This window comes from Tepidimonas charontis (assembly GCF_007556685.1).
In the GTDB taxonomy this organism is placed as follows: domain Bacteria; phylum Pseudomonadota; class Gammaproteobacteria; order Burkholderiales; family Burkholderiaceae_C; genus Tepidimonas; species Tepidimonas charontis.
The window spans coordinates 72,297-97,343 of the sequence record NZ_VJON01000004.1 but is presented as its reverse complement, the minus strand read 5'-3'; the positions used below and the strand labels follow the sequence as shown (position 1 = coordinate 97,343).

At 66.4% G+C, this 25,047-nt stretch carries 16 protein-coding genes and 1 pseudogene; 13 read left to right on the top strand and 4 right to left on the bottom strand.

Annotated features, from left to right (window positions below):
* Nucleotides 1-416 precede the first annotated feature (416 nt).
* The 5 genes from carA (at nucleotide 417) to Tchar_RS02450 (ending at nucleotide 6,690) form a co-directional block, all read left to right on the top strand.
* Nucleotides 417-1,586 carry a glutamine-hydrolyzing carbamoyl-phosphate synthase small subunit gene (gene carA, locus Tchar_RS02470; protein ID WP_144327509.1) on the top strand — a complete coding sequence of 390 codons (1,170 nt, stop codon included), beginning with the start codon at nucleotides 417-419 and terminating at the stop codon, nucleotides 1,584-1,586.
* A gap of 19 nt (nucleotides 1,587-1,605) precedes the next feature.
* Nucleotides 1,606-2,259 (top strand): leucine efflux protein LeuE, encoded by a 654-nt coding sequence (gene leuE / locus Tchar_RS02465; protein WP_144327508.1) that lies wholly within the window; start codon nucleotides 1,606-1,608, stop codon nucleotides 2,257-2,259.
* Nucleotides 2,260-2,305: 46 nt separating this feature from the next.
* Nucleotides 2,306-5,575 carry a carbamoyl-phosphate synthase large subunit gene (gene carB / locus Tchar_RS02460; protein ID WP_144327507.1) on the top strand — a complete coding sequence of 1,090 codons (3,270 nt, stop codon included), beginning with the start codon at nucleotides 2,306-2,308 and terminating at the stop codon, nucleotides 5,573-5,575.
* A gap of 154 nt (nucleotides 5,576-5,729) precedes the next feature.
* The gene (gene greA / locus Tchar_RS02455) at nucleotides 5,730-6,206 is read left to right on the top strand and encodes a transcription elongation factor GreA (protein WP_144327506.1); all 477 of its coding nucleotides are present in this window, start codon (nucleotides 5,730-5,732) and stop codon (nucleotides 6,204-6,206) included.
* 16 nt (nucleotides 6,207-6,222) lie between these two features.
* On the top strand, nucleotides 6,223-6,690 hold the full coding sequence (locus Tchar_RS02450) for a DUF4149 domain-containing protein (RefSeq protein WP_236640124.1): 468 nt from the start codon (nucleotides 6,223-6,225) through the stop codon (nucleotides 6,688-6,690).
* A 166-nt stretch (nucleotides 6,691-6,856) separates the two neighbouring features.
* On the opposite strand, the gene folD is transcribed toward Tchar_RS02450, so the two are convergent.
* The 3 genes and pseudogenes from folD to Tchar_RS02435 form a co-directional block, all read right to left on the bottom strand.
* The gene (folD, locus tag Tchar_RS02445; RefSeq protein WP_144327505.1) at nucleotides 6,857-7,720 is read right to left on the bottom strand and encodes a bifunctional methylenetetrahydrofolate dehydrogenase/methenyltetrahydrofolate cyclohydrolase FolD; all 864 of its coding nucleotides are present in this window, start codon (nucleotides 7,718-7,720) and stop codon (nucleotides 6,857-6,859) included.
* Nucleotides 7,721-7,727: 7 nt separating this feature from the next.
* On the bottom strand, nucleotides 7,728-8,357 hold the full coding sequence (locus tag Tchar_RS02440; protein ID WP_144327504.1) for a response regulator transcription factor: 630 nt from the start codon (nucleotides 8,355-8,357) through the stop codon (nucleotides 7,728-7,730).
* Nucleotides 8,354-10,908, bottom strand: a pseudogene (locus tag Tchar_RS02435) (PAS domain-containing sensor histidine kinase). Before Tchar_RS02435 ends, Tchar_RS02440 begins: the two are co-directional and overlap by 4 nt.
* Before the next feature lie 310 nt (nucleotides 10,909-11,218).
* On the opposite strand from Tchar_RS02435, the gene aceE reads away from it, so the two are divergent.
* The 4 genes from aceE to Tchar_RS02415 all read left to right on the top strand — a co-directional run bounded on the left by aceE (nucleotide 11,219) and on the right by Tchar_RS02415 (nucleotide 18,200).
* Entirely contained in the window at nucleotides 11,219-13,936 is a 2,718-nt protein-coding gene (aceE, locus tag Tchar_RS02430) for a pyruvate dehydrogenase (acetyl-transferring), homodimeric type (RefSeq protein ID WP_144327503.1), read from the top strand.
* 19 nt (nucleotides 13,937-13,955) lie between these two features.
* On the top strand, nucleotides 13,956-15,413 hold the full coding sequence (locus tag Tchar_RS02425; RefSeq protein ID WP_144327502.1) for a dihydrolipoyllysine-residue acetyltransferase: 1,458 nt from the start codon (nucleotides 13,956-13,958) through the stop codon (nucleotides 15,411-15,413).
* 13 nt (nucleotides 15,414-15,426) lie between these two features.
* The gene (lpdA, locus tag Tchar_RS02420) at nucleotides 15,427-17,352 is read left to right on the top strand and encodes a dihydrolipoyl dehydrogenase (RefSeq protein ID WP_144327501.1); all 1,926 of its coding nucleotides are present in this window, start codon (nucleotides 15,427-15,429) and stop codon (nucleotides 17,350-17,352) included.
* A 209-nt stretch (nucleotides 17,353-17,561) separates the two neighbouring features.
* The gene (locus Tchar_RS02415; protein WP_144327500.1) at nucleotides 17,562-18,200 is read left to right on the top strand and encodes a c-type cytochrome; all 639 of its coding nucleotides are present in this window, start codon (nucleotides 17,562-17,564) and stop codon (nucleotides 18,198-18,200) included.
* Nucleotides 18,201-18,341: 141 nt separating this feature from the next.
* On the opposite strand, the gene fabI is transcribed toward Tchar_RS02415, so the two are convergent.
* Nucleotides 18,342-19,148 carry an enoyl-ACP reductase FabI gene (gene fabI / locus Tchar_RS02410; RefSeq protein ID WP_144327499.1) on the bottom strand — a complete coding sequence of 269 codons (807 nt, stop codon included), beginning with the start codon at nucleotides 19,146-19,148 and terminating at the stop codon, nucleotides 18,342-18,344.
* A 42-nt stretch (nucleotides 19,149-19,190) separates the two neighbouring features.
* On the opposite strand from fabI, the gene Tchar_RS02405 reads away from it, so the two are divergent.
* The 4 genes from Tchar_RS02405 to Tchar_RS02390 are packed head-to-tail and all read left to right on the top strand — an operon-like array spanning nucleotide 19,191 to nucleotide 25,018.
* Nucleotides 19,191-21,164: an extracellular solute-binding protein gene (locus Tchar_RS02405; RefSeq protein ID WP_236640122.1), complete on the top strand. Its 1,974-nt coding sequence runs from the start codon at nucleotides 19,191-19,193 to the stop codon at nucleotides 21,162-21,164.
* Between the two features lie 23 nt (nucleotides 21,165-21,187).
* A complete protein-coding gene (locus Tchar_RS02400; protein WP_144327498.1) occupies nucleotides 21,188-22,216 on the top strand; it encodes a microcin C ABC transporter permease YejB in 1,029 nt (342 codons plus the stop codon).
* 10 nt (nucleotides 22,217-22,226) lie between these two features.
* The gene (locus Tchar_RS02395; RefSeq protein WP_236640121.1) at nucleotides 22,227-23,276 is read left to right on the top strand and encodes an ABC transporter permease; all 1,050 of its coding nucleotides are present in this window, start codon (nucleotides 22,227-22,229) and stop codon (nucleotides 23,274-23,276) included.
* Entirely contained in the window at nucleotides 23,273-25,018 is a 1,746-nt protein-coding gene (locus Tchar_RS02390) for an ABC transporter ATP-binding protein (protein ID WP_144327496.1), read from the top strand. Before Tchar_RS02395 ends, Tchar_RS02390 begins: the two co-directional genes overlap by 4 nt.
* Nucleotides 25,019-25,047: the final 29 nt, after the last annotated feature.

Genomic DNA, 25,047 nt, shown 5'->3' with positions numbered 1-25,047 from the left:
CGATCCTGCTCCAGCCACCCCCAGCGCCGTCGATGACAAGACGCTCAATGCGCGGGTGGATGACATCCTCAAAGCGCGCCAAGTCAAACAGCCATGGTGTCCCGGCCCTGAGCACCCCTGGCGTCGTCTCTTCAGCGCTCCGCCCTCATGGGCTGGCCCATGGGCCAGCCCATGAGGACATACCTTCGGGGTCAAACCGGACATTTCTAACTTGCTCAGAGGGCGGACATTTCTACTTTGCCTTGACAATCTGCCTGCACGCCAGTACTGCGGGCCGATTACGCGGGCTATAATTCCAAGGTTTATCCAGACCGTCCGCATCCCACCGGGGTCGCTGCGTCGATGTGCGCTCGTTGGCGTCACGGCGGGCGGTGCCGCAAGGGGGCAGTCGCGTCGCAACCTTGGAGAGAGTGTCCGTGTTTTCCGTCTTGCCCAACGCCCTTCTCGCGCTTGCAGACGGCACGGTCTTTGAAGGGGTGGCCATCGGCGCCGATGGCCGCACGGTCGGCGAAGTGGTGTTCAACACCGCGCTGACCGGCTATCAGGAAATCCTCACCGACCCGAGCTACCGCCAGCAGATCGTGACCCTCACGTATCCGCACATCGGCAACGTCGGGGTCAATGACGAGGATGTCGAATCCGGCGCCGTGCAGGCGGCTGGCCTGATCATCAAAGACCTGCCCATCCTCCACTCCAATTTTCGCGCCACGCGCTCGCTCGATCAGTATCTGCGCGCGCAGGGCGTGGTGGCCATCGCCGGCATCGACACGCGGGCGCTGACACGGCGTCTGCGCGAACACGGAGCCCAAAATGGCGCCATCGTCGCGCTGCCGGCTGGACAGGCGGTGACCGCTGCGCTGCGTGACGAAGCGGTGGCGTTGGCGCGCTCGGCCCCCAGCATGGCCGGCCTCGATTTGGCCCAGGTCGTCAGCACCCGCGAGCGCTACGAATGGACGCAAACCGAGTGGCGCCTGCCCGCCGACGGCCGCGGTGGCGGCTACGGCGTGCAGACGCAGCCGCGGCGCCACGTCGTGGCCTACGATTTCGGCGTCAAGCGCAATATCCTGCGCATGCTGGCCGAGCGCGGCTGCCGGGTCACCGTGGTGCCCGCGCGCACGTCGGCGGCTGAGGTCTTGGCGCTGCAGCCCGACGGCGTCTTTCTCTCCAACGGCCCCGGCGACCCCGAGCCGTGCGATTACGCCATCGCCGCGGCAGCTGCCATCGTCGAGCGTGGCGTGCCCACTTTTGGTATCTGCTTGGGGCACCAGATCCTGGCCCTGGCCAGCGGAGCGCGCACGTTCAAAATGAAATTCGGTCACCACGGCGCCAACCATCCGGTGCAGGATCTGGACAGCGGGCGCGTCAGCATCACCAGTCAGAACCACGGCTTTGCCGTCGACGCCGGCTCGCTGCCGCCGACGCTGCGGCCCACGCACGTCAGCCTGTTCGACGGTACGCTGCAGGGCATCGCCCGCACCGATCGCCCTGCCTTTGGGTTTCAAGGGCACCCCGAAGCGTCCCCGGGTCCGCACGACGTGGCGTATTTGTTCGACCGCTTCGTGGCGCTGATGGACCGCGCGCGCTGACCACGTCTCAGCAACGCCAATGTTCGGTATCACCGATCTGACCACCTTCGTGCTGGGCACGATCTTCATCGTGCTGCTGCCGGGTCCCAACTCGATGTACGTGCTGTCGGTGGCCTCGGGCCATGGAGTTGCCATGGGCTACCGTGCCGCGTGTGGGGTGTTCGTCGGGGATACGGTGCTGATGCTGCTGTCGGCGGCCGGACTGGCGTCGGTGCTGGCCGCCACGCCGTGGTTGTTCGGGTTGATCAAATACGCCGGGGCGTTGTACCTGGGCTGGATCGGCCTGGGCATGCTGCGCAGCGCCTGGCGGCGCTGGTGTGGCGCGCCGAGCTCAGCTGCGGTGGATGGGACGCCTCGCCTGCCTCAGGCCACGCGCCCGTTTCAGCGCGCACTGTCGATCAGTCTGCTCAACCCGAAGGCGATCTTTTTCTTCATCTCGTTTTTCGTGCAGTTCGTCGATCCGGCCTACCCGCATCCGGCGCTGAGCTTTGCGGTGCTGGGGGCGATCGTGCAACTGTTCAGTTTTCTGTACCTGAGCGCGCTGATCTTTGCCGGCGATCGCCTGGCGGCGGCGTTTCGCCGTCGGCGCCGTCTGGCGGCTGCGCTCAACGCCGGGGTCGGCGCCCTGTTTCTGGGCTTCGGCTTCCGGTTGGCCAAAGCCACTTCACCCTGAGCCGGCGGCCGCGCGACGCGGCGCACCGGCGTGACTCGACCCCACCATGCCCAAGCGCACCGACCTCCACAGCATCCTCATCATCGGCGCCGGCCCGATCGTCATCGGCCAGGCGTGCGAATTCGACTACTCCGGCGTGCAAGCCTGCAAAGCCCTGCGGCAAGAGGGCTACCGCGTCATCCTGATCAACAGCAACCCGGCCACGATCATGACCGACCCGGCCACGGCCGATGCGGTCTACATCGAGCCCATCACCTGGCAGACCGTCGAAAAGATCATCGCCAAGGAGCGCCCCGACGCCATCCTGCCGACCATGGGCGGGCAGACGGCGCTCAACTGCGCGCTCGATCTGTGGCGCCACGGCGTCTTGCACCGATATCAGTGCGAGCTCATCGGCGCCACGCCCGAGGCCATCGACAAGGCCGAAGACCGCCAGAAGTTCAAAGAGGCGATGACGCGCATCGGCCTGGAGTCGGCCCGCTCGGGCATCGCGCACAGCCTGGAGGAGGCGTGGGCGGTGCAGCGCCAGGTGGGCTTTCCGTGCGTGATCCGACCCAGCTTCACGCTCGGCGGCACGGGCGGCGGCATCGCCTACAACCCCGAGGAGTTCGAGACCATCTGCAAGCGCGGCCTGGAGGCCTCGCCGACCAGCGAGCTGTTGATCGAAGAGTCGCTGGTGGGCTGGAAAGAGTTCGAGATGGAGGTGGTGCGCGACAAAAAGGACAACTGCATCATCGTCTGCTCGATCGAAAACCTGGACCCGATGGGTGTGCACACGGGCGATTCGATCACCGTGGCGCCGGCACAAACGCTCACCGACAAGGAATACCAGCGCCTGCGCGACGCCTCCATCGCCGTGCTGCGCGAAATCGGCGTCGACACCGGCGGCTCGAACGTGCAGTTCGCCATCAACCCGGCCAATGGGCGCATGATCGTCATCGAGATGAACCCGCGCGTGAGCCGCTCCTCGGCGCTGGCGTCCAAGGCCACGGGGTTTCCGATCGCCAAGGTGGCAGCCAAGCTCGCCGTCGGCTACACGCTGGATGAGCTGCGAAACGACATCACCGGCGGCGCGACGCCGGCCTCGTTCGAGCCCACCATCGACTACGTCGTCACCAAGATTCCGCGCTTTGCCTTCGAAAAATTCCCCCAGGCCCCCGATCGCCTGACCACGCAGATGAAATCGGTGGGCGAGGTGATGGCCATCGGCCGCACCTTCCAGGAGAGTTTTCAGAAGGCGTTGCGCGGGCTGGAGGTCGGTGTCGATGGCATGAACGAAAAGACGCAGGACCGCGAGACGCTGGAGCGCGAGCTGGGCGAGCCTGGGCCCGAGCGCATCTGGTACGTGGGCGACGCCTTTGCCGCCGGCTGGACCCTGGATGAGGTGCACCACTTCACCAAGATCGACAAGTGGTTTTTGGCGCAGATCCAAGAGATCGTGCAGATCGAGCTGGCGCTGGACCGGTGGACCGCGCAGCACGGCGCGCAGGCGCTGGCCGCGCTGGATGCCGCAGCGCTGCGCACGCTCAAGCGCAAGGGGTTTTCCGACCGGCGTCTGGCCAAGCTGCTGGCCACCAGCGAGGAGGCCGTGCGCGCGCACCGGCACGCGCTGGGGGTGCGCCCGGTGTACAAGCGGGTGGACACCTGCGCCGCCGAATTTGCCACCACCACCGCGTACCTGTACTCGACGTACGAGGACGAATGCGAGGCCGAGCCGACCAACCGGCGCAAAATCATGGTGCTGGGCGGTGGGCCCAACCGCATCGGCCAAGGCATCGAGTTCGACTACTGCTGCGTACACGCAGCGTTGGCGCTGCGCGAGGACGGGTTCGAGACCATCATGGTCAACTGCAACCCCGAGACCGTCTCCACCGACTACGACACCAGCGACCGCCTCTACTTCGAGCCGTTGACACTGGAGGACGTGCTGGAGATCGTGGCCAAGGAACGGCCCGAAGGCGTGATCGTGCAGTACGGCGGGCAGACGCCGCTGAAGCTGGCCCTGGGCCTGGAGCGCGCCGGCGTGCCCATCATCGGCACCACGCCCGACATGATCGATGCCGCCGAAGACCGCGAGCGCTTCCAGCACATGCTGCATGTGCTGGGCCTGAAGCAGCCACCCAATGCCACCGCCCGTACCGAAGCGGAGGCGATGGACAAAGCCGCCGCGCTGGGCTACCCGCTGGTGGTGCGACCCAGCTACGTGCTGGGCGGGCGGGCGATGGAAATCGTGCACGAGCCGCGCGACCTGCAGCGCTACATGCGCGAGGCGGTCAAGGTCAGCAACGACTCGCCGGTGCTGCTCGACCGCTTTCTCAACGACGCCATCGAGTGCGATGTGGACTGCGTGCGCGACGCCAGTGGCCACGTCCTCATCGGCGGGGTGATGGAGCACATCGAGCAGGCCGGGGTGCACTCGGGCGACTCGGCCTGCTCGCTGCCGCCGTACTATTTGTCGGCTGCCACGGTGGCCGAGATCAAGCGCCAGACCACGGCGCTGGCGCACGCGCTCAATGTGGTCGGGCTGATGAACGTGCAGTTCGCCATCCAGGAGGTCGAAGACGACGGTGGCCGCAAGCACGACGTCATCTACGTGCTGGAGGTCAACCCGCGCGCCAGCCGCACCGTGCCCTTCGTCTCCAAGGCCACCGGCATTCAGCTGGCCAAGGTGGCGGCGCGCTGCATGGCCGGCCAGACCTTGGCGCAGCAAGGCGTCACCGCCGAGGTCACGCCGCCGTATTTCAGCGTCAAGGAAGCGGTCTTCCCGTTCGTCAAATTCCCCGGTGTGGACACCATCCTGGGGCCGGAGATGAAGTCCACCGGCGAAGTGATGGGAGTGGGGCGCACCTTTGGCGAGGCCTTCGTGAAAGCCCAACTGGGGGCGGGCACCGTGCTGCCGCGGCCCACGGATGCGGTGCGCAAAGTCTTCTTATCGGTCAAGCCCGGGGACAAGACCCGTGTCGTGGCCATTGCGCGCGATCTGGCGGCCATGGGATTCGAGCTGGTGGCCACGCGCGGCACCGCAGCGGCCATCACAGCCGCCGGCATCCCCTGCAGCGTCGTCAACAAAGTCACCGAGGGCCGTCCCAACATCGTGGACATGATCAAAAATGGCGAAATCGCCATGGTCATCAACACGGTGGAGGAGCGTCGCAATGCGATCGCCGACTCGCGCTACATCCGCGTGGCGTCGCTGGCGCACCGCGTCACCACCTTCACCACCATCTTCGGCGCCGAAGCGGCCGTCGAAGGCATGAAGGTGATGGACGAGCTGCCGGTCTACGCCTTGGCCGAGCTGCACGCGCAACTGGCCTGAGCGCGGCACCGTTTGCGGCCGCTGCGCCCCCATCGCAGAGCGCCAACAGCGCGGATGATGCCGCACAACCGGCGCCAACCGCGTTATCATTCGCGCTCATCGACAACGACCGCCGACCGGCAACGCTCGGCGGTTTGCTTTTGTGGGACGACCCATGCCAACGATACCGTTGACCAAACGAGGGGCCGAGTTGCTCAAAGAGGAGCTGCACCGGCTCAAGACCATCGAGCGCCCAGCCGTCATCCAGGCCATTGCCGAAGCCCGTGCGCAGGGCGACTTGAGCGAGAACGCCGAATACGACGCCGCCAAAGACCGCCAGGGTTTCATCGAGGGGCGCATCAAAGAAATCGAAGGCAAGCTGGCCATGGCGCAGATCATCGACCCGGCGCAGATGGACGCTGGAGGCAAGGTGGTCTTCGGTGCCACGGTCGAGCTGGAGGACGAAGACAGCGGCGAGCGTGTGACCTATCAGATCGTCGGTGAGGACGAAGCCGACCTGAAGACGGGCCGCATCAACGTTTCCAGCCCGATCGCGCGCGCACTCATCGGCAAGGAAGAGGGCGACGTGGCCGAGGTGCAAGCCCCCAACGGCGTGCGGCGCTACGAAATCGTGGCCGTGCGCTACGAGTGACCCGCAAGGCCGGGCGATGACGATGGACACCCACCGCAGCACACGCTGGACGCAGTGGACGCAGCGCTGGCCGGTGCTGTTGGCGGCCCTGTGGTGGGGCGCCGTCAGCGCCTGGAGCTTCGTGGCCGTGCCGCTGCTGTTTACACACTTCGACAACCCGGCAGTGGCCGGCGGCATGGCGGCACGCCTGTTTCAGGTGCAGTCGTACCTGAGCGTGGGCGCCGCGCTGTTGCTGCTGTGGTGGGGGCGCGCGCAGCGCGGGCGCGGTACGGCGGGTGATGCCAGTTGGGCCTTGCTGCCATGGTTGTTGCTGGGCGCGCTGGCTGGCCTGGTGCAAGAGTTCGGTGTGGCCGAGCGCATCGTCACGGCGCGCCAAAGCGGCGCCAACCTGGCCCTGTGGCACAGCGTGGGCAGCGCCTTGGTGGTGCTGCAGTGGGTATGCGCGCTGCGCAGTCTGTGGTGGTTTCTGACACGTCGCACTTGAGCACGTCATTCGTGCGGGTTACCGTGCGCGGCTTCCCCGGTCGCGCGGTTCTGACTGGTTCTAACTATACCGACGCATCCGAAGCGGGCACGCTTGGGGAAGAGCCGTGCGCCACGGCGTGTGCACGGCAACATGGGTGCGGTGGCGAGGGTGCAGGATGAGCGGCTCAGAATGATGGCGTGGTCAGGCGGCGCTCAGCCGCCTCGACGGTGTTGGTCAGCAGCATGGTGATGGTCATCGGGCCGACGCCGCCCGGCACCGGGGTGATCCAGCTCGCGACCTGGCGCACGCCTTCGAAATCGACATCGCCGCACAGTTTGCCGGTGGCGTCGCGGTTCATGCCGACGTCGATGACGACGGCGCCGGGCTTGACCATGTCGGCGGTAACGAGTGCGGGACGCCCAACCGCCGCCACCAGCACGTCGGCCTGCCGAGTGTGGTGGGCCAGTTCGGCGGTGGCGCTGTGGCAGATGGTGACCGTGGCGTGGGCCTGCAGCAGCAGCATGGCCATCGGTTTGCCCACGATATTGCTGCGCCCAATCACCACCGCGTGCTTGCCGCGCAGCGCGCAGCCGATGTGCTCCAGCATTTTCATGCAGCCATACGGCGTGCAGGGTCGAAAGCCGGGCTGCCCGACCATCAAGGCGCCGGCGTTGGCCACGTGAAAGCCGTCCACGTCTTTGTCGGGCGCGATGGCTTCGATGACCCGCTGCGCGTCGATGTGCGGCGGCAGCGGTAATTGCACCAGAATGCCGTGGATGGCGGGGTCGGCGTTGAGCGCGTCGATGTGCTGCAGCAACGCCTGTTCGGTGAGGCTAGCTGGGTGGGTTTGCAGCACCGAGTGGATGCCGACCTCGGCGCAGGCCTTGACCTTGTTGCGCACATAGACCTGGCTGGCGGGGTCGTCGCCCACCAGGATCACGGCCAAGCCGGGGCGGCAGCCGCGGCCGTTTAGGGCAGCCACGCGTTCACGCAGCGCCGCACGCAGTTGGCGCGACAGCGCCACGCCGTCGATCAATTGGGCGGTCATGAGCGGTTTACCCTTTCGTCGGGGTGGGTGCCAGCGCGATCTTGAGCAGGTCGGCCACGGTGTTGGCGCCCAGCTTTTCCATGATGTTGGCGCGGTGCGCCTCCACGGTTTTGATGCTGATGCCCAGGTCGTCGGCGATTTGCTTGTTCAGGCGGCCGGCGACGATGCGCTCCAGCACCTGGCTTTCGCGGGTGGTGAGCTTGGCCAGCAGCGCCTCGCGCGTGGCGGCTTGCTGGTAGATGGCGAACGACTCGTGGGCGCGCTCGAGCATGCGCTCCACCAGCGCCATGAGTTGTTGTTCGTCGAACGGTTTTTGGATGAAATCGACGGCCCCCTTTTTCATCGCGGCCACGGCCATCGGCACGTCGCCGTGGCCGGTGATGAAACAGATGGGCAGTGGCGAATGGCGTTCGATCAGGCGGTCTTGCAGCTCGGTGCCGCTCATGCCGTCCATGCGGATGTCGGCAATGAGGCAGGCGACTTCGCGCGGGTCGTAGCGGGCCAAAAAAGCCTCGGCCGATTCGAAGCAGCGCACGCGGTAGTCCTTGCCTTCCAACAGCCATTGCAGCGAATCGCGCACGGCTTCATCGTCATCGACCACGTATACGGTTCCGCGTTTGGGGATCAGGCTAGTCATCGCTCGACGAGGGTTGGCGCAGCATCAGGATGGGGGGTGGCTGCCGCAGCGCTGGGCAGCGGCAGCCAGAAGGTGAACTCACAGCCCAGTATCTCGGTACCATTGTAGAGGTTGCGGGCTTCGAGCCGCCCGTGGTGCGACTCGATGATGGAGCGACACAGCTTCAGCCCGATGCCCATGCCTTCGGCCTTGGTGCTGTAGAAGGCTTCGTAGATGCGCTCGAGCCGGTCGGGGGGATGCCACAGCCATTGTCACGCACGGAAAACTCGATGCCGTCGCGGCCGTCGAGCCGCCGCGGCGTCACGGTCAGCTCGACCCAGCGCTGCCCAGGCGGACGCTGGGCGCACTGGATCGACTCGCCAGCGTTTTTCAGCAGGTTGATCAGCACCTGCTCGATCAGGATCGGGTCCACCATCAAAGGCGGCAGCCGCTCGGCCAGATAGACGTTGAGTCGCACCAGTTGGCGCTTGAGCTCGATGTTGGCCAGCTCGACGGCATTGGCCACCATCTGGCCGACGTCGGACAAGGTCGGGTTGGGTTCGCTTTTTTTGACGAAGGCGCGGATGCGCTGTATGATGGATCCAGCGCGTTGTGCCTGGCGCGCGGTTTTCTCCAGCGCGGCCAGCATCTCGTCGGTCTCGGCGCGTCCGCTGCGCAAGCGCGCGATCAGCCCGTTGGCGTAGTTGCTGATGGCGGTCAGCGGCTGGTTGAGTTCGTGCGCCACGCTGGAGGCCATCTCGCCCATCGTGATCAGGCGGCTGGCGGTGGCGGCGCGCTCGGCTTGCAGTTTGGCTTGCTCCTCGGCCTGCAGGCGCGCGGTGATGTCGGTGGCGATGAGCATCTGCACCAAGCGGCCATCCACCCACGTGAGGTAGCGGGTGCGCAACTCCAGCCACTTACCGAGTTCTGGCACGTGAATCTGGGCGTGCTCGGCAATCGCTTCCACCAGCGCGTCGGCCGGCAGGCCCATCAGACTGTCCACCTGGTCGTACGTGTCCTGGGGCGGCAAAACCGGCACCGCGGCGCACAGTTCTAGCAAACGTTCGTGGCCGTGCGGGCCGTCGCCGAACCAATTGCGGTACATACGGTTGGCAAACAGCAGCTCGTGCGTGTGCAACGGCGCCACCGAAATCGCTTCGTCCAGGCTGTCGAGCACGGTGGCGAAGCGGTCGTAGGAAGCGGTGAGCTCTTCGCGGATGCGTTTGGCCTCGGTGATATCGGTCACCGAGGTCATCCAGCCGGTCTGGCGCCCCTGCGCGTCGATCAGCGGCGAGACGTACATGCGCGCATAAAAGATGCTGCCATTTTTGCGCTTGACGGGCACTTCGAAGCCGCCAGGCGCGTTGCGCCCGGCAATCTCGTCTTGCAGACGCGCCATCAAGGTGTCGTGGTCTCCCGGGGGCCAGTATGGGAACGGGGCGGTGGCGCCGATCAGCTCTTCCTCGCTCCATCCGGTCATGTTGCAGAACGCCCGATTGACGTAGGTGATGCGCCCTTCCATGTCCAGCGCGCGCATGCCGGTGAGCATGGAGTTTTCCATCGCTCGGCGGAAGTTGGTTTCGGCCACCAAGGCGCGCTGGGCCTGCAAGCGCCGGCGCGTGTGACGCATATTGCCCAGCAGCATCCAGATGGTGGCCACGCTCATGGCGCCGACGATCCAAAACAGCGCGTCGCTGCCGGCGTCGCGGTCGGCCCGCAAACCCTCGGCGCGCAGCAGCAGGCTGTTGCCAATCGGCGAGACGGGCATCTCGTGGCGCTGGGGCCGCGCTGCCCACGGCAAGCTGGATAAGGGCTTGCGCTCCAGTTGAAGTGGCGTGCCGGCCAGCACTTGTCCGCTGTCGTCGATGAGCGTGACCGCATAGCGTGCCAGCACTTCCGCTGGTACGCCGTAGCGCAGCAGACCATCGACGGCATACTCCGCCAGCACTACGCCACCGAAGCGGCGTTGCTCCTCGAAGGGAACCAAGAGCAAGATGGTGTGCCCCCCGTCTGGCCACGGCAGAGGGCGTGAGTAGATGGGCTGGTGCAGGTCGCGTGCCAAGTCGAACGTACCACCCAGCAGCTCTGGCGGTAAGGCGTCGCCCGCGTGGCGGTGCGCGTGGGCTGGCGCGCCGGCGGCCGCGTAGCCGGTGACCACGTCGCGGTAGGGGCCGATCCAGTGCACCGCCAGCAGCTCCGGGTTCTGCAGCACCAGCTCCTCGGCCTGAAAGACGAATTCGGTTTCCTCGATGGTGCGGTTGGCGATATCGCGCGCCATGCGCATCAACCGCTCCTGGCGCTCCAGCAGGCGCAGGCGCAGGCGTTGCTGGGCATATTCGGCATCGCGCACCACGGCCTCCTGGTCGCGCGCGCGCTCTTGCCCGGTGAAATAAACCAGGGCCGTGAAGATGGCGCTGAGGAACAGCAGCACCGAGATCAGCGGCCCGAGCATGGCCAGCTGGTCTTGCCGGGCTGCGGGCAGACGCTCCCACCATTGCCGCCAGTAGCGGCGCGGCGCGTTCCACCAATGCCGCCGCTCGGTCGAACGTGGGGCGTGGGACGTGGCGCTCATGGCCTGCAAGTTTAGGGCAAACCCTAGAGGGCGTGGCGTGGATAGGCAGCGGTGCGCGCGCGACGGCCGCAGCACGTCGGCCGCAGCGCGGCGGTGGATGGACAGGCACGGGTGTTGCTGCCGTGGCGACCGCCTTCGATCCGGGGCCCATGCCCAGCGCGGCCCCGCCCATGGGGGCCAATGTGTTCGCATAAGGTTTTGTAATATGAAATGTAAAACCATGATTTGGAAGTACGGGATTTTTGTGCGAAACTCCGTGACAGCGACAGCCATTCGCTTTACGCTTTCGTAAACCGTGAGGAGACAACCGATGTCCGACCGCGCCGAACCGATTTCCCCGCTGGTGGCCCCCGACGCCGATCCCCAAGAGACCCGAGAGTGGCTCGAAGCGCTCGACGCCGTGATCGAACGCGAAGGGGCACAACGTGCCCACTTTCTCCTCGAGCAGCTGTTGGAGGAGGCGCGCGAGCACAGCATCGACCTGCCGTTTTCGGCCACCACTGGCTACGTCAACACCATCGAGCCGGACGAAGAAGAGCAAAGCCCGGGCAATCTGGAGCTGGAAGGCCGGCTGCGTGCCTACATGCGCTGGAATGCCATGGCCATGGTCGTCAAGGCCAACCGGCTGCAGTCGCCCGACGGCAGCGAACTGGGTGGGCACATCAGCTCGTTTCAGTCACTGGCACACCTGCTGGCCTGCGGGTTCAACCACTTCTGGCACGCCGACGACACCGACCAAGGGGGCACACACGGCGGCGATTTGCTCTACATCCAGGGTCACAGCGCCCCCGGCATTTACGCGCGCGCGTTTTTGGAGGGGCGCATCACCGAAGAGCAACTGCTCAACTTTCGGCAAGAGGTCGAAGGCAAGGGACTGTCGAGCTACCCGCACCCCAAGCTCATGCCCGAGTTCTGGCAGTTTCCCACCGTGTCGATGGGGCTGGGCCCCATCATGGGGATTTACCAAGCGCGGTTTTTGAAGTATTTGCACGCGCGCGGCATCGCCGACACCGCACGCCGCAAGGTGTGGGTGTTTTGCGGTGACGGCGAAATGGACGAGCCCGAGAGCATGGGTGCCATCGGTCTGGCGGCGCGCGAAGGGCTGGACAACCTCATCTTCGTGGTCAACTGCAACCTGCAGCGGCTCGACGGGCCGGTACGCGGCAACGGCAAGATCATCCAGGAGCTGGAGGGCGATTTTCGCGGCGCCGGCTGGAATGTGATCAAGCTGTTGTGGGGCAGCAATTGGGATCCGCTGCTGGCACGCGACAAAGAAGGGGTGTTGCGCCGCATCATGATGGAGACGCTCGACGGCGACTACCAGGCCTTCAAGGCCAACGACGGTGCGTTCGTGCGCAAGCACTTCTTTGGCCGTCATCCGAAGGCGCTGGAACTGGTGGCCAAGATGAGCGACGAGGAGATCTGGGCGCTGCGCCGCGGCGGTCACGATGCGCGCAAGGTCTATGCCGCCTTCCATCGCGCCTACCACCACAAAGGGCAGCCCACCGTCATCCTGGTCAAGACGGTCAAGGGCTATGGCATGGGGCGCGCCGGCGAGGGCAAGAATACGGCCCACCAGACCAAAAAACTGTCGGACGAAGATATCCGCTACTTCCGGGACCGCTTCAACATCCCGATTCCGGACAGCGAGCTGCCCAAGATTCCGTTCTACAAGCCGGCCGACGACACGCCAGAGATGAAATATCTGCACGAGCGGCGCCGGGCGCTCGGCGGCTACTTGCCCAAGCGCCGCGTCAAGAGCGACGAGCAGTTCACCGTGCCGTCGCTGGAAACCTTCAAGGCGCTCTTGGAGCCGACCCCGGAGGGGCGTGAAATCAGCACCACGCAGGCCTATGTGCGCTTTCTGATCCAGTTGTTGCGCGATCAGGCGCTGGGGCCACGGGTGGTACCGATTCTGGTGGACGAGGCACGCACCTTTGGCATGGAGGGGCTGTTTCGGCAAATCGGCATCTACAACCCCAAAGGCCAGCTCTACACCCCGGTCGACAAAGACCAGGTCATGTACTACAGGGAAGACAAGGCCGGGCAAATCCTGCAGGAAGGCATCAACGAGGCGGGTGGGATGAGTTCGTGGATCGCGGCGGCCACGTCGTACTCGACGAACAACCGCATCATGATCCCGTTCTTCATCTACTACTCGATGTTTGGCTTCCAGCGTTTCGGCGATCTGGCCTGGGCAGCGGGTGACATGCAGGCACGCGGCTTTCTGCTCGGCGGTACGTCCGGGCGCACCACACTCAACGGCGAGGGGCTGCAGCACCAAGACGGCCACAGTCACATGATCGCCGCCACCATTCCCAACTGCGTCAGCTACGACCCCACCTTCGCGCACGAAGTGGCGGTGATCCTGCATCACGGTCTGAAGCGCATGGTCGAGCGACAGGAAAACGTCTTCTACTACGTCACGCTGCTCAACGAAAACTACGCCCACCCTGGCCTGATCCCGGGCACCGAGGAGCACATCATCCGCGGCATGTATTTGCTGCGCGAAGGGCCCAAGATAACGCCGCGCGTGCAGCTGCTGGGCAGCGGTGCGATTTTGCGCGAGGCGCTGGCAGCGCAGGCGCTGCTGGCCCAGGACTGGGGGGTGGCCGCTAACGTGTGGAGCTGCCCGAGTTTTACCGAGTTGGCGCGCGAGGGCGCGGACTGCGAGCGCTGGAATATGCTGCACCCAACCGAAGCGCCGCGCGTGTCCTTCGTCGCCCAGCAGCTGGGGCCGCACCCCGGACCGGTAGTGGCTGCCACCGACTATGTGCGCGCCTTTGCCGAGCAGATACGGCCCTATCTACCCAAGGAGCGCACATACAAAGTGCTGGGTACCGACGGCTTCGGCCGCAGCGATTTCCGCTACCGGCTGCGCCGCCACTTCGAGGTGGATCGGCACTACATCACGGTGGCGGCCCTGAAGGCGTTGGCCGAGGAGGGCACGGTGCCGGCGGCGCGCGTGGCCGAGGCCATCCAGCGCTACGGTATCGATCCGGACAAGGTCAATCCTCTGTACGCATGACACCGTCGGGAGCACGCACATGGCACTGATCGAGCTGAAGGTTCCCGACATTGGGGATTTCAAGGATGTGGCGGTGATTGAGCTGCTGGTCAAGCCGGGGGATCGGGTGGCGGTGGACCAGTCGCTGATCACGGTGGAGAGCGACAAGGCGTCGATGGAGATCCCGTCGAGCCATGCGGGGGTGATTCGGGAGCTGCGGGTGGCCTTGGGTGACAAGGTCAGCGAAGGCTCGGTGATCGCGCTGCTGGAGGTGGCGGGGTCGGATGCGGGCGCCGCTGACGGTGGGCCGGTGCCATCGGCAGCGGCGTCGTCCGGTGCTGGTGGTCAGCCGGTGGCGGCACCGGTGCAACCATCGGCGCCTGAGGCGCCGGCCCAAGCGCCCACGTCCGCGCCCCCAGTGGTGGCCCCAACAAGCGCCCATGCCGCTGCGAGCGATGCTCCACTGCCCGGTGCCAGCGCGGCCCCAGCGGTAGTATCCGCAGCATCCACCCACGCCGCCGCACAGCCCCACGATCCGACCCGCGCGCCCTTGGGCTTGCCGCATGCATCGCCCGCGGTGCGCCAGCTCGCACGCGAATTGGGCGTGGCGTTGGACGAAGTGCGCGGCTCCGGCCCCAAGGGACGCATCACCCGTGAGGATGTGTTGGCCTTCACGCGCGCCGTCATGGCCGGTGAGCAGCAAACGCGTGCGCAAGCGGCCAAAGCCCCGTCGGCCAGCGATGGCGGCGTTGCGCTGGGCCTGATCCCGTGGCCGAAGGTGGACTTTGCCAAATTCGGGCCTATCGAGCGCCGGGAGCTGCCGCGTATCAAAAAGATCAGCGGCGCCAACCTGATGCGCAATGCGGTGATGATTCCGGCGGTGACCAACCACGACGATGCCGACATCACCGAGCTGGAGGCCTTTCGACTGCAACTCAACAAAGAGCACGAAAAGAGTGGCGTCAAGGTCACCATGCTGGCCTTTTTGGTCAAGGCCTGTGTGGCGGCGTTGCAGCGCTTCCCAGAGTTCAATGCCTCGCTGGATATGGACAGCGGGGGTGAGGCGTTGATCCTCAAGCGCTATTGGAATATCGGTTTCGCGGCCGACACCCCCAACGGTCTGGTGGTGCCGGTGATCAAAAACGCCGACCAGAAGGGGGTGCTGCACATCAGCCGCGAATTGGCCGAACTCGCCGCCAAGGCGCGCGAGGGCAAGCTGTCGCCGGCGGACATGTCGGGCGCCACTTTCACCATCTCCAGCTTGGGCGGCATCGGCGGGCGGTACTTCACCCCCATCATCAACGCCCCGGAAGTGGCGATTCTGGGCGTGTGCAAAAGCCGCTGGGAGCCGCAGTGGGACGGCCAGCAGTTCGTGCCGCGCCTGATGCTGCCGCTGTCGCTGACCTGGGACCACCGCGTCATCGATGGGGCGGCGGCGGCGCGTTTCAACGCCTACCTGGGCCAGATCTTGGCGGATTTCCGCCGCGTCCTGCTGTGAGAAAGGCGCACCGATGGCACTGATCGAGCTGAAGGTTCCCGACATTGGGGATTTCAAGGATGTGGCGGTGATTGAGCTGCTGGTCAAGCCGGGGGATCGGGTGGCGGTGGACCAGTCGCTGATCACGGTGGAGAGCGACAAGGCGTCGATGGAGATCCCGTCGAGCCATGCGGGGGTGATTCGGGAGCTGCGGGTGGCCTTGGGTGACAAGGTCAGCGAAGGCTCGGTGATCGCGCTGCTGGAGGTGGCGGGGTCGGATGCGGGCGCCGCTGACGGTGGGCCGGTGCCATCGGCAGCGGCGTCGTCCGGTGCTGGTGGTCAGCCGGTGGCGGCACCGGTGCAACCATCGGCGCCTGCGGCGCCGGCCCAAGCGCCCACGTCCGCGCCGCCGGTGGTCGCTCTCACGGAGGGGAGTGCGTCCGTGTCGGCACAGGCGGGCGCACAGCCGCAAGTCACGGCTACCATGTCCACCGTGGGGCCGGCGGATCTGCGCTGCGACCTGCTGGTGCTCGGTGGCGGCCCCGGTGGCTATTCGGCGGCGTTTCGCGCCGCCGACCTCGGCTTGGACGTGGTGCTGGTGGAGCGCTACCCGACACTGGGCGGGGTGTGCCTCAATGTGGGCTGTATTCCCTCCAAGGCGCTGCTGCACGTTGCGGCGGTGATGGAGGAGGCGCGCCACTTGGCGCAGGTGGGTATCGCATTCGATGCCCCGCGCATCGACGTGCAGGCGCTGCGTGCGCACAAGGAGCGCGTGATCGGCAAGCTCACCGGTGGCTTGGCCGCCATGGCGAAGATGCGCAATGTGCGTGTCGTGCGCGGCTACGGCAGCTTTGTCGACGCGCATCGGGTGGTGGTGGAAGAAACCACGGGCAGCGGCCAGGACAAGACCGGCGCCCAAACCGTCGTGGCCTTCGCACGTTGCATCATCGCCGCGGGCTCGCAGGCGGTGCGGCTGCCGTTCCTGCCGGATGACCCGCGCATCATCGACAGCACTGGGGCCCTGACGCTGCCGGCCGTACCGCAGCGTATGTTGGTCATCGGTGGCGGCATCATCGGGTTGGAAATGGCCACCGTCTATTCGGCGCTGGGCGCACGCATCGACGTGGTCGAAATGGCCGACGGACTGATGCCGGGTGCCGACCGCGACTTGGTGAAGGTGTGGCACAAGCTCAATGCGCCGCGCTTCGACCGCTTGATGCTGCGCACGCGCACCGTGGCCGCAGACGCCCGCGCCGACGGCATCCACGTGCGCTTCGAAGGGGCCGACGGCAGCCGCAGTGACGGTGTCTACGACTTGGTATTGCAAGCCGTGGGGCGCAGCCCCAATGGACGCAAGATCGGCGCGGAGCGCGCCGGCGTCGCGCTCGACGAACGCGGGTTCGTGCCGGTGGATACGCAGATGCGCACCAACGTCGGGCACATTTTCGCCATCGGCGACATCGTCGGTGCGCCGATGCTGGCGCACAAGGCGGTGCACGAAGGGCACGTGGCCGCCGAGGTGATCGCGGGCGAGCTCAAGGGTGATGAAGCGTTGGCGCGCTCGGGCTTCATCGCGCGCGTCATCCCCAGCGTGGCCTACACCGACCCCGAGGTGGCCTGGGTGGGCCTGACCGAGGAGCAGGCCAAGACGCAAGGGGTGGCGGTGGACAAAGGACTGTTTCCCTGGTCGGCGTCGGGCCGCGCCATTGCCAACGGCTGTGAGCAGGGCTTCACGAAGCTGTTGTTCGATGCGAGCACGCACCGCATCGTTGGCGGCGGTATCGTTGGGCCGAATGCGGGCGACATGATCGGTGAAATCGCGCTGGCCATCGAGATGGGGGCCGATGCGATCGATATCGGCCGCACCATCCACCCGCACCCGACGCTGGGCGAAACCATCGGCTTGGCTGCCGAGGCGGCGCACGGGCACTGCACGGATTTACCGCCGGCGCGGCGCTGACTCCGGGCGCAGCCTAGGTTCGCGGGGGCGGTGCTGGTTCAGCCGGCTGCAGACCGCGCCACCGCAGCGCGCCGCTGTCGTCGGCGCGACGATGGGTCCCGCGCCGGCCGCCGCGTCACCAGATACGTGTCCCTTGACACGCGTCAACAAGCCCCGCCCTCGGCGGGGCTACCATGGGTCCAACCGTTTGATACCCACTGGAGGATGCCATGAATCCCATGAAAACCACCATGCAGCGACTGCTGGCTGCGGCGCTGGCGTGCGCCGCAGCGACCGTGTTGGCGCAGGGGGCCGGGCGCGCAGCGTCGAACGATCCGCTGGTGATCGGCGAAGTGGTAGCGCGCGACCGTTGCGCGGTCTGCCATGGCCCGTGCGGCCAGAGCGTAGCGCCGAACTTTCCGCGTCTGGCGGGGCAAAATGCGCAATATCTGCTCAACCAATTGCAAGCCTTCGCGCGGGGTGAGCGCAAGGACACCGCGATGCAGGAGAAGGTCAAGGGCCTGAGCGCGACCGAATTGGAGGCGGTGGCTGAGTATTACGCGCGCCAGAAGCCGGGCAACACCCCCAGCGGCGACGAGTTGCTGCTGGCCGTCGGTCGCTACATCTACGAACGGGGCAACCGCCACAGTGGATTGGCGCCGTGCGCCACCTGCCACGGACCACAGGCGCTGGGCACGGCCGAGTTGCCGCGGCTGGCGGGACAGCACCCGGCCTATATCCAACGTCAGGTGTTGGCGTTTCGCGAGCGCGACGGCGCGCGCGACAACCCCATCATGCGCGTCATGGCGCACCGCTTGAGCGACCTGGAGCTGGAAGCGGTGGCGGCTTACCTCGGCAACCTGAAGTAGGCCCACTCTGAGAGGGCGCAGCGGTGGGATGACCAGCAGGACCCCAGCGCCCTGCGGGGCTTGCCGCGCTGCCACTCCATGGCGCAGCCGCGCCGCGGCGGGGCGCCAGCCGGTCGAAGCGAGTGCGGCGGCCCGCGTCGCTCACACGGCGTCTGAGGTGACGTCGGCCACGCCGCCCATCACATGGCTGAAGCCGCCGTCCACATACAGGATTTCGGCGCTGATGCCGGCGGCCAGATCGCTGAGCAAAAAGGCGGCGGCGTTCCCGACGTCGTCGATGGTGACGTTGCGTCGGATGGGGGCGTTGTCGGCGACCACGCCCAAAATCTTGCCGAAGCCCTTGATGCCGCTGGCGGCCAGCGTCTTGATCGGGCCGGCGGAGATGGCGTTGACGCGCCAGCCGCGGCGCTGGCTGCCCAGCGACTCGGCCAGATAGCGCACGCTGGCCTCCAAGCTGGCTTTGGCCAGTCCCATGGTGTTGTAGTTGGGCACCATGCGCACCGCACCCAGATACGTCAGCGTCAGCAGCGCGGCGTTGTCGTTGAGGTACGGGCGAGCGGCCTTGGCCATGGCCGGAAAACTGTAGGCGCTGATGTCATGTGCGGCGCGAAAGCCTTCGCGGCTGAGCCCCTCCAGAAAGTCACCGGCAATGGCCTCGCGCGGCGCGTAACCGATGCTGTGCACGAAGCCGTCGAAGCGCGGCCAGTGGGCGCTGAGCTGCTGAAAAAGGCGTTCGATCTGCGCATCGTCGCTGACGTCGCACTCGAAGACCAAGGATGAGCCGAATTCGGCCGCAAACTCGGTGATGCGATCCTTGAAGCGTTCGCCCACGTAGCTGAACGCCAGCTCGGCGCCCTGGGCGTGGCAGGCGCGCGCGATGCCATAGGCGATCGAGCGGTTGGACAGCACCCCGGTAATCAGCAGCTTCTTGCCGGCCAGAAATCCCATGTGTCTTGCTCCTCGGTGTCGGAAATCCTGCAGAATTGTCGCATGCGCATGCACCCGTATCTGCACGAGCGCGCCGGCAGGCGACCAAGACCGTTGCGGTGGCTGGCGGTGCTGTGGTTCGTCGTGCTGGGCGCAGGGCACCCCGCCTGGGGCGCGCACGGCTATGCGCTGTGGGATCGGTTGCAGTATCCGCCCGACTTTGCCCACTTTCGCTACGTCAACCCCGACGCGCCCAAGGGCGGCGAGCTGCGTCTGGTCAGCAACCTGCGCACCTCCACGTTCGACAAGTACAACCCGTTCACGCTGCGCGGCAGCGCCCCGGCCTATTTGGCGGACTTGATGTTCGATACCTTGCTGGTGGGGCCGGCCGATGAACTGGGCGCGGCCTACGGTTTGCTGGCCGAGGACGTGGCGGTGGCGCCCGACCGGCTCAGCGTGACCTTTCGCCTGCGCCCGCAGGCGCGTTTCCACAACGGCGACCCGGTGCTGGCCGAGGATGTACGGCACAGCTTCGACACCCTCATCGGGCCACACGTCTCACCCGCGTATCGCACGCTGCTGGCCGACGTTGCGGGCGTCGATGTCCTGGGCCCGCGTGTGGTGCGCTTTCGTTTTCGCGTGCCCAACCGCGAGCTGCCGTTGATCGTCGGCGGCCTGCCGATTTTCAGCCGCGCCTGGGGCGACGCCATCGACCCGCGCACCGGCCAGCGCAAAACCTTCGATCAGGTCGTCACCGACATACCGATTGGCAGCGGGCCGTATCGTATCGGTCCGGTCAAGTTCGGACGCGACATCACCTATGTGCGCGACCCCGACTACTGGGCGCGCGATTTGCCGGTGCGCCGCGGGCAGTTCAACTTCGACCGCGTCACGGTCAAGATCTACAAAGACAACACGGCGCGCCTGGAGGCGCTGAAGGCGGGTGAATTCGATTTGATGCGCTTTTTCTCCGCCGGCGACTGGGCCCGGCGCGTCAGCGGCAAGCGCTTCGACAGTGGCGAATTGGTCAAAGGCGAGTTTCGTCACCGCCTGCCCACCGGCTTTCAGAGTTATGTGCTCAATACGCGCCGACCGCCGCTCGACGACATTCGGGTGCGGCAGGCCTTGGGGTTGGCGCTGGACTTCGAATGGATGAACGAGCGCTTGTTCTACGGCAGCTACCAGCGCGTGCGGGGCCTGTTCGGCAACACGGCCTGCGCGGCCGAAGGGCCGCCGGATGCCGCGCAGCGCGCCTTGCTGCAGCCCTGGCGCGGGCAGGTACCCGAAGCCGTTTTCGGGCCGATGGCCGAGCCGCCGCGCACCGACGGCGCCGCGGGTCTGCGGGCCAACCTCAAGCGTGCCCAGGCGCTCCTGCGCGAAGCCGGGTGGACGTTTCGCGACGGCGCACTGCGCAACGCTCAAGGACAACCGTTGGTCTTGGAGTACCTGGACAGCAACGAGGCCGGGGTGCGCGTGGTCACGCCCTGGGCGCGCAATCTGGCGCGCATCGGCGTGGAGCTGCGCTTTCGCTCGGTGGACTTTGCGCTGTACCAACAGCGTTTGCGCACCTTCGACTTCGACATCATATCGCTGGCGTTCCAGGGCACGCACAATCCCGGCGCCGAGTATGCCGACTTGTTCGGCAGCGAGGCCGCGCGCACGCCTGACTCGGGCAATTTCACCGGGCTGGCCAACCCGGCGGTCGATGATCTGATCCAGCGCATGGTGCAGGCCCAAGACGAGCCCGCCTATCTGGCCGCGTGCCGGGCGCTGGAGCGCGTGATCGCGCACAGCCACGTGTTGATTCCGCAATGGTCGGCGCCGACGCACCGCCTGGCCTACAACGCGTGGCGCTTGCAGCCGACGCCGACGATGCCGCCGTACGCCAGCGGGGAGGGCTGGGCGATCGCGACCTGGTGGGCGCGCCAGCCACCAGTCGTTCCAGCGCGTGCTCAGCCCCCCAGCGTGGGCGTTGCCTCCACAGGCCTCGCCCGCGCCGCAGCGATCGCCCAACCACCGGCGGCCGCGCGGCGTTGATGGAAAAAAACGGAGACACAACGATGTGGGCCTACATCCTCAAGCGGGTGCTGCTGATGGGACCCACCCTGTTCGGCGTGCTGCTGGTGACCTTCGTGGTCGTGCAATTCGTCCCCGGCGGGCCGGTGGACCAATATTTGGCCGAGGCGCGCGCCGGCCTGGGCGGTGGCGCCGAAGGCGGCGGGCTGGCTTATCGCGGGGCGCAGGGGGTGGATGCCCAGCGCCTGGAGCAGATCAAGGCCCTGTACGGCTTCGACAAGCCCGCGCACGAGCGCTTCGTGCAGATGTTGGCCCAGTTTGCGCGTTTCGATCTGGGACAGAGCTTTTTTCAGAACAAGCCGGTGGCGCAGCTGATCTGGGAAAAGCTGCCGGTGTCGATGAGCCTGGGTCTGTGGACGTTTTTCATCAGCTACGGGGTGGCCGTGCCGCTTGGCATCGCCAAGGCGGTGCGCGCTGGCTCGCGCTTCGATCTGGTGACCTCGCTACTGGTGCTGGTGGCCTACGCCATCCCGGGCTTCGTGCTGGGGGTGGCGCTGCTGGTCGTCTTTGGCGGGCAGTTGCAGTGGTTTCCGCTGCGCGGCTTGGTCAGTGATGACTGGAGCGAACTGTACTGGGGCGCGCGCATCGTCGACTATCTGTGGCACATCACGCTGCCGGTGCTGTCGATGGTGCTGGGCAGTTTTGCGGTGACCACGATGCTGACCAAAAACGCCATGCTGGAAGAAATCCGCAAGCAATATGTGTTGGTGGCGCGCGCCAAGGGCCTGAGCGAGCGGCAGGTGCTGTGGAAGCACGTATTACGCAACGCGCTCATTCCCATTGTCACCGGGTTCCCAGCGGCCTTCATCGGCGCTTTTTTCACCGGCAGCCTGTTGATCGAGACCCTGTTTTCGCTCGACGGTCTGGGGTTGCTCAGTTATGAGAGCGTGATCCGACGCGACTACCCGGTCGTGATGGGCACGCTGTACCTGTTCACACTGATTGGCTTGCTGACCAAGTTGATCAGCGATCTGTGTTACGTGTGGGTGGATCCGCGTGTCAAATTCGATTGAACCTGCGCCGTTGGCCGATGATACCGCCTGGACCGCGAGCCCCAGTCCGGCGCGCCGCGCCTGGCAGCGTTTTGCGCACAACCGTCTGGGATGGTGGAGTCTGCTGCTGTTCATGGTGCTCACCGGCGCCAGCCTGATGGCGGAGCTGGTCTCCAACGATCGCCCCCTGGTGGTATGCTACCAGGGGCAGTGGTACTGGCCGCTGTGGAACGACTACCCCGAAACCACCTTCGGCGGTGATTTCGAGACGCCCACCGATTACCTCGATCCGTTCGTGCAGGCGCGGCTGGCCGAGCCCGGCAATTGGGCCTTGTATCCGCTCAATCGCTACGGTCCGCACACCCTGAACTATTACGATCGCTCGCCGCTGCCGTCGCCGCCCAGCCGCGACAATTGGCTGGGTACCGACGATCGCGGACGCGATATGGTGGCGCAGTTGATCTACGGGTTTCGGGTCAGCGTGCTGTTTGCCTTGGCGCTGACGGCTATCGGCGTCGTGTTGGGTGTGCTCGCCGGGGCAGTGCAGGGTTATTTTGGCGGGCGGGTGGATTTGACGCTGCAGCGCCTCATCGAAATCTGGAGTGCGATGCCCGAGCTGTATCTGCTCATCATCTTCAGCGCCGTGTTTGCACCGAGCGTGGCGCTGCTGCTGATTTTGCTGAGCCTGTTTGGCTGGATGGGGTTGGCCGACTATGTCCGCGCCGAATTTTTGCGCAACCGCCAGCTCGACTACGTGCGCGCGGCGCGCGCGCTGGGATTGGGGCACTGGGCCATCATCTGGCGCCACATTTTGCCCAACAGCCTCACGCCGGTAGTGACGTTTTTGCCCTTTCGGATGAGCGCGGCCATCCTGGCGCTGACGTCGCTGGACTTTTTGGGGCTGGGGGTCCCCCCTGGCACCCCCAGCTTGGGCGAGTTGCTGGCGCAGGGCAAAGCCAATATCGATGCCTGGTGGATTTCCCTGTCCACCTTTGGCGTGCTGGTGTTGACCCTGGTGCTGCTGACCTTCATGGGCGACGCCTTGCGCGACGTCCTCGACCCGAGGCGGGCCGACGCATGAACCACGCGACCATGACTTCGTCGGCCCCGTTGTTGACGGTGCGCGGCCTGGAGGTGGCCTTCGGCGACTCCGTCGTGGTGCAGGACGTCTCGTTCGAGGTGGGCGCGGGTGAAAAGGTGGCGCTGGTGGGCGAGTCGGGCTCGGGCAAAACGGTCACGGCGCTGAGCCTGCTGCGCTTGCTGCCAGACGCGCAACTGCGCGGCAGCGTACGCTGGGATGGGCAGGAGCTGACGACACTGCCCGAGCGCGCTTTGCGCGCCTTGCGTGGCGATGCCGTGGCCTATGTCTTTCAGGAACCGATGACGGCGCTCAACCCGCTGTATCCGGTGGGTGAGCAGATCGCCGAGACGCTGCGCGCCAAGCGCGGCGTGCCGGCTGCCCAGGCCTGGGCGCAGGCGCAGACATGGTTGCAGCGCGTCGGCATCGACGATCCGCAGCGACGCGCGCGGCAATATCCGCACCAGCTCAGCGGCGGGCAGCGGCAGCGCGCGATGATCGCCATGGCGCTGGCCTTGCAACCGCGCCTTCTGGTGGCCGATGAGCCGACCACGGCCTTGGACGCATCGCTGCGGGTGCAAATCTTGGGTTTGCTCGATACGCTGCAACGCGAGCTGGGGTTGGCGGTGCTGCTCATCACCCACGATTTACACCTGGTGCGGCGCTTCGCCAACCGCGTGGTGGTGATGGAGCGCGGCCGAGTGGTCGAAGCCGGCCCCGTCGAGGCGGTATTGACCACCCCCCAGCATCCCTACACCCAGCGCTTGCTGGCCAGTCGGCTGACACGCATGGTGGGCGACGAACGCGTGGCCACGAGCGCAGCAGGCGGGCCGCCGACGGGGTCGGCTGCGCCCTTGGCGGCCACGCGAGGTGAACCTGCGGTGCGGGCGGCGACTCGGCCTGACGGCGTCGATGAGGACACCCCTGTGCTGCAGGCGGATCGTCTCACCGTCGGCTACGCCGTGGCGGCGCCGGGCTGGCGCGGCTGGTTTCGCCGCCAGACGTTTCAGGCCGTGCGCGGGGTGTCGATCCGGCTGGCGCCGGGACGCACGCTGGCGGTGGTGGGCGAGTCTGGCTCGGGCAAATCCACCCTGGCACTGGCGGCGTTGGGCTTGTTGCCGGCCCAGGGTGATTTACGCGTGCTGGGGCAGCGCTGGCAAGGTGGGCGCGCCGACCGTGCCTTGCGCCGGGCCGTGCAGGTCGTATTTCAAGATCCGTATTCGTCGCTGTCGCCGCGCATGACGCTGGAGCAGATCGTCGAAGAGGGGCTGCGCGTGCACGAGCCGTCTTTGCCGAGCGCCCAGCGCCGCGCCCGCGTGGTGGCCGCCCTGCGCGAGGTCGGGCTCTTCGACCCGGCGTGGGGCGAGCGCCACATCCAGGCGTGGCTGCAACGCTACCCACATGCGTTTTCGGGTGGACAGCGGCAGCGCATCGCCATTGCCCGCGCGCTCATCGTGCAGCCGCGTGTGCTGGTGCTGGACGAGCCCACGAGCGCGCTCGATGTGACGGTGCAGCGGCAGGTGGTCGAGTTGCTGTTGCGCTTGCAACGCGAGCGCGGACTGGCCTATTTGCTCATCACGCACGACGTCGGTGTGGTGTGGGCCATGGCCCACGACGTGCTGGTGCTGCACGCGGGCGAGGCGGTAGAGGCGGGCGCGGCCGAGCAGGTGCTGCGCCAGCCGCGCCACGCGGTCACGCGTGCGCTGGTGGCGGCGTCGGACATCGTGCCCGTGGCTGCCGCCTGAAGCGCACCGATGCCGCTACCATCGAAGGC

Coding starts and splice junctions, on each gene's coding strand:
- folD (WP_144327505.1), bottom strand. CDS start 7,720: ATGACCGCCCAATTGATCGACGGCGTGGCGCTGTCGCGCCAACTGCGT.
- lpdA (WP_144327501.1), top strand. CDS start 15,427: ATGGCACTGATCGAGCTGAAGGTTCCCGACATTGGGGATTTCAAGGAT.
- Tchar_RS02390 (WP_144327496.1), top strand. CDS start 23,273: ATGAACCACGCGACCATGACTTCGTCGGCCCCGTTGTTGACGGTGCGC.
- fabI (WP_144327499.1), bottom strand. CDS start 19,148: ATGGGATTTCTGGCCGGCAAGAAGCTGCTGATTACCGGGGTGCTGTCC.
- Tchar_RS02415 (WP_144327500.1), top strand. CDS start 17,562: ATGAATCCCATGAAAACCACCATGCAGCGACTGCTGGCTGCGGCGCTG.
- Tchar_RS02400 (WP_144327498.1), top strand. CDS start 21,188: ATGTGGGCCTACATCCTCAAGCGGGTGCTGCTGATGGGACCCACCCTG.
- greA (WP_144327506.1), top strand. CDS start 5,730: ATGCCAACGATACCGTTGACCAAACGAGGGGCCGAGTTGCTCAAAGAG.
- carB (WP_144327507.1), top strand. CDS start 2,306: ATGCCCAAGCGCACCGACCTCCACAGCATCCTCATCATCGGCGCCGGC.
- Tchar_RS02425 (WP_144327502.1), top strand. CDS start 13,956: ATGGCACTGATCGAGCTGAAGGTTCCCGACATTGGGGATTTCAAGGAT.
- Tchar_RS02440 (WP_144327504.1), bottom strand. CDS start 8,357: ATGACTAGCCTGATCCCCAAACGCGGAACCGTATACGTGGTCGATGAC.
- Tchar_RS02450 (WP_236640124.1), top strand. CDS start 6,223: ATGACGATGGACACCCACCGCAGCACACGCTGGACGCAGTGGACGCAG.
- aceE (WP_144327503.1), top strand. CDS start 11,219: ATGTCCGACCGCGCCGAACCGATTTCCCCGCTGGTGGCCCCCGACGCC.
- leuE (WP_144327508.1), top strand. CDS start 1,606: ATGTTCGGTATCACCGATCTGACCACCTTCGTGCTGGGCACGATCTTC.
- Tchar_RS02405 (WP_236640122.1), top strand. CDS start 19,191: ATGCGCATGCACCCGTATCTGCACGAGCGCGCCGGCAGGCGACCAAGA.